General features: G+C 64.6%; 4 protein-coding genes. 1 reads left to right on the top strand and 3 read right to left on the bottom strand.

The window, feature by feature from the left end; translation table 11 throughout:
* From AC1D00_RS34760 to AC1D00_RS34750, 3 genes are all read right to left on the bottom strand, one after another.
* Positions 1 to 560 (bottom strand): flagellar motor protein MotB (locus AC1D00_RS34760; protein ID WP_477013795.1); only part of this gene is annotated, 560 nt, incomplete at its 3' end.
* 24 nt (positions 561 to 584) lie between these two features.
* A complete protein-coding gene (locus tag AC1D00_RS34755) occupies positions 585 to 1,358 on the bottom strand; it encodes a motility protein A (protein ID WP_011086581.1) in 774 nt (257 codons plus the stop codon).
* A gap of 205 nt (positions 1,359 to 1,563) precedes the next feature.
* The gene (locus AC1D00_RS34750) at positions 1,564 to 2,388 is read right to left on the bottom strand and encodes an SDR family NAD(P)-dependent oxidoreductase (RefSeq protein WP_477013794.1); all 825 of its coding nucleotides are present in this window, start codon (positions 2,386 to 2,388) and stop codon (positions 1,564 to 1,566) included.
* A 101-nt stretch (positions 2,389 to 2,489) separates the two neighbouring features.
* Here AC1D00_RS34750 and AC1D00_RS34745 point away from each other — a divergent pair, with 101 nt between their 5' ends.
* Entirely contained in the window at positions 2,490 to 2,783 is a 294-nt protein-coding gene (locus AC1D00_RS34745) for a hypothetical protein (protein WP_135173938.1), read from the top strand.
* Positions 2,784 to 2,852: the final 69 nt, after the last annotated feature.

Raw genomic sequence — 2,852 nt, 5'->3', positions numbered from 1 at the left:
GGCGTGGCCTTGAGCGGAATCGCCAGCTTCTCGACCAGGCGGCGGGTGCGGTCATAGGGTACCTTGGAGCCGTCGGCGAACATCGAGCGGCCGTCCTGGTCGACGATTTCGAGATTGAGACCCTGCTTGGTCTCCTCGAACATGATGTGCTTGGACATCTCGGTCAGTTCCGGCATGTCCTGCAAGGCCTGCCGCAGCGAGGCCGCGGCGAGCGCGAAATTGCGGTCGACCTTGATCTTCGCCCCCGACGTGCGGTCGCGGTCCTCCTGGTCCGGGGTCGGCGTGTTGGAGGCATCCTCGGGCTGGATATGGTCGACGTTCTTCAGCCGCGGGCGCGTCGGCAGGCCGTCGGATTCGACGATGCCGGCGTAGCGCGCCTCGCTCTGCACGCCGAAGGCGTCGCGCATCGAGCCGGCGACGATCTTCAGCTTGTTGGCGTCCTGCGTCGAGAATGCGACGAGCATCACGAAGAAGCTCATCATCAGGCCCATCAAATCGGCGAAGGTCACGAACCAGCCGTGACCGCCCCCGTGAGCATCGCCGCGCTTCTTCTTGGCCATGTCTGTCTGTCCCGGCGGGCGGCGTTACGCCGGCACCGGCTCGCCTTCGGCGTGGCGGTGCTTCTCCGGCAGATAGGCCAGCAGCATTTCGCGCACCAGCGTCGGGCTCTTGGAGTCGCGGATCATCAGGATGCCGTCGATGATCAGGGTGCGGTTGGTCTCTTCATCCAGCAGCTTGCCGTGCAGCTTGTCGGCGATCGGCAGGCAGAACAGGTTCGCGACGAGCGCACCGTAGAGCGTTGCGAGCAGCGCGGTCGCCATGAACGGACCGAGCTTGGAAGGGTCGGTCATGTTCGCGAACATCTGCACCATGCCGATCAGGGTGCCGATCATGCCGAAGGCCGGGGCGCAGTCGCCGATGGCGCGATAGATCTTGCTGCCCTCGTCGAGGTGCATCAGGAAGTTGTCGCGGTCGCGCTCGAGATTGTCGCGGATGAAGTCGAGGTCGTAACCGTCGGCGACATAGCGGATGCCCTTGGCGAGGAACGGCTCGTCGGTCTCGACCTTTTCGAGACCCACCGGGCCCTGCTTGCGGGCGATCTCGGCGATGCGGGCGAGCTCGTCGACGAGGTCGTGCGCCGACAGCCGGCTCATGGTGAAGGCGAACTTGGCGCCGAGCGGAAGGCCGTGCAGGAGCGCGCTGAGCGGAAAGCGGATCATGGTGGCGGAGATCGAGCCGCCGAAGATGATGATCATCGCATGTTCGGAGATGAACATGTGAAGGTCGCCGCCCATGAAGATCATCGCTGCGATGACGATGATGCCCGCCGTGAGCCCAACGCCCGTCATGATATCCATGAGAGACTCCAAACGCGTACGCAACAACGGCCGTCCTGGCCGCTGGCGCGGCCCAACCCCGAACCGCATCGGAAACCCTAGAGCGCCGCCCTTAAAGCCGCGTAAAGGTTAAGTCGGGACAGCGTGGCGAAGGCGCGCCACGTGCGCCGGACTTGCCGGCCGCCGGCAGGAATCTCAACACTTCGCTAACCATGTTTGCGCGGGGCTAGGACGAGATGCCCACCAGCTGCAGGCTGAGCGCGCGCAGACGCTTGCGCGCGTCGGCATCGTAGGCTTGCGGATTGGCGCGCGCCTCGTTCATGCCGTTGAAGAACAATCCGCTCTTGCCTGCGACGTCGTCGCCCTCGACGAGGCGCAGGATCGCCGCACCGCCCTGCTCCACCGTCGAGATCGGCGTAATGCCGCCGGCCCGCACCATGGTGGTGTTCATGTAGGTCGCCGGATGCAGCGAGTTCACGGTGACACCCACGCCCTTCACTTCCTCGGCGAAATCGATCGTGAACATGATCTGCGCGAGCTTGCTCTGCGCATAGGCGCGCGAGCCGCTATAGCCCTTGGTGATCATGACGTCGTCGAAGTCGATCGGATGCTGGCCGAGCGAGGCGACGTTGACGATGCGCGACGGCGCCGCGGCCTTCAGCAGTGGCAGCAAGAGATGGGCGAGGAGGAAGCCGGAGAGATAATTGACGGCAAAGCGCAGCTCGTGACCATCGGCGCTGACCTGACGCTGCGGCCCGTCATTCTGCGAGCCGATGCCGGCGTTGCTGACGAAGACGTCGAGACGCTGGTGATCACGCTTCACGGCTTCCGCGAGTGCGCGCGTGCCCGACATCGACGACAGGTCCGCCTGGTAGAAGATCGGCGCAGCGTGGCCGGCTTTCACGATCTCGTCGATCAGCGTCTTTGCGCGCGCCGCATCGCGGCCGTGGATCAGGACCTTCGCGCCCTCGGCCGCCAGCCGGCGCGCGACGTAGCGGCCGACACCGTCGGTCGAGCCCGTGATCAGGACCGTCTTGCCATTCATCGTCATCGCGTGTCCTCCGACTGCGGCCCTAGGCCACATCCGTGACTAGGACTCATACAGTATTCTATGGCCGGTATGGCATGCTCCATCGCAGGAGCCGTTTTGCAATGTTGACGCTGTTCGGTCTTCTCACCGCGCTTCCTGCGGTTCTGGCGCTTCATCTGCTCGAGCCGGAACTCGTCCTGCCGGCGTTCAGCGTCCTGCTCTTTGTCGAAGCCGCTTTCGCAGTGATCGTAGCGCGCCTGGTTCAAGGTCCTGATAAGGTGGACGACATCACCCTGTGGGATCTTGCCGGTGGCTTCACCCTGATCGGATGTGCCGCCGCAATGTTTGGCGAGCCGGATCAGGCTGCCCTGTTCCTGATGGAACAGGGCGGCCCACGGCCGGCATCGCGGCCGTAGGTCGTTCGGTCAGCCCGTCAGTGAATCTCCGCCGAGCGCTTCAGCGCGGCCTTCAGCTTCTCCAGCGAG

The sequence above is a fragment of the Bradyrhizobium sp. P2_E8 genome (assembly GCF_056403875.1).
Note: the sequence above shows the minus strand (reverse complement) of the source record. Positions and strands in the feature narration are given on the sequence as shown.

Coding starts and splice junctions, on each gene's coding strand:
- AC1D00_RS34750 (WP_477013794.1), bottom strand. CDS start 2,388: ATGACGATGAATGGCAAGACGGTCCTGATCACGGGCTCGACCGACGGT.
- AC1D00_RS34755 (WP_011086581.1), bottom strand. CDS start 1,358: ATGGATATCATGACGGGCGTTGGGCTCACGGCGGGCATCATCGTCATC.
- AC1D00_RS34745 (WP_135173938.1), top strand. CDS start 2,490: ATGTTGACGCTGTTCGGTCTTCTCACCGCGCTTCCTGCGGTTCTGGCG.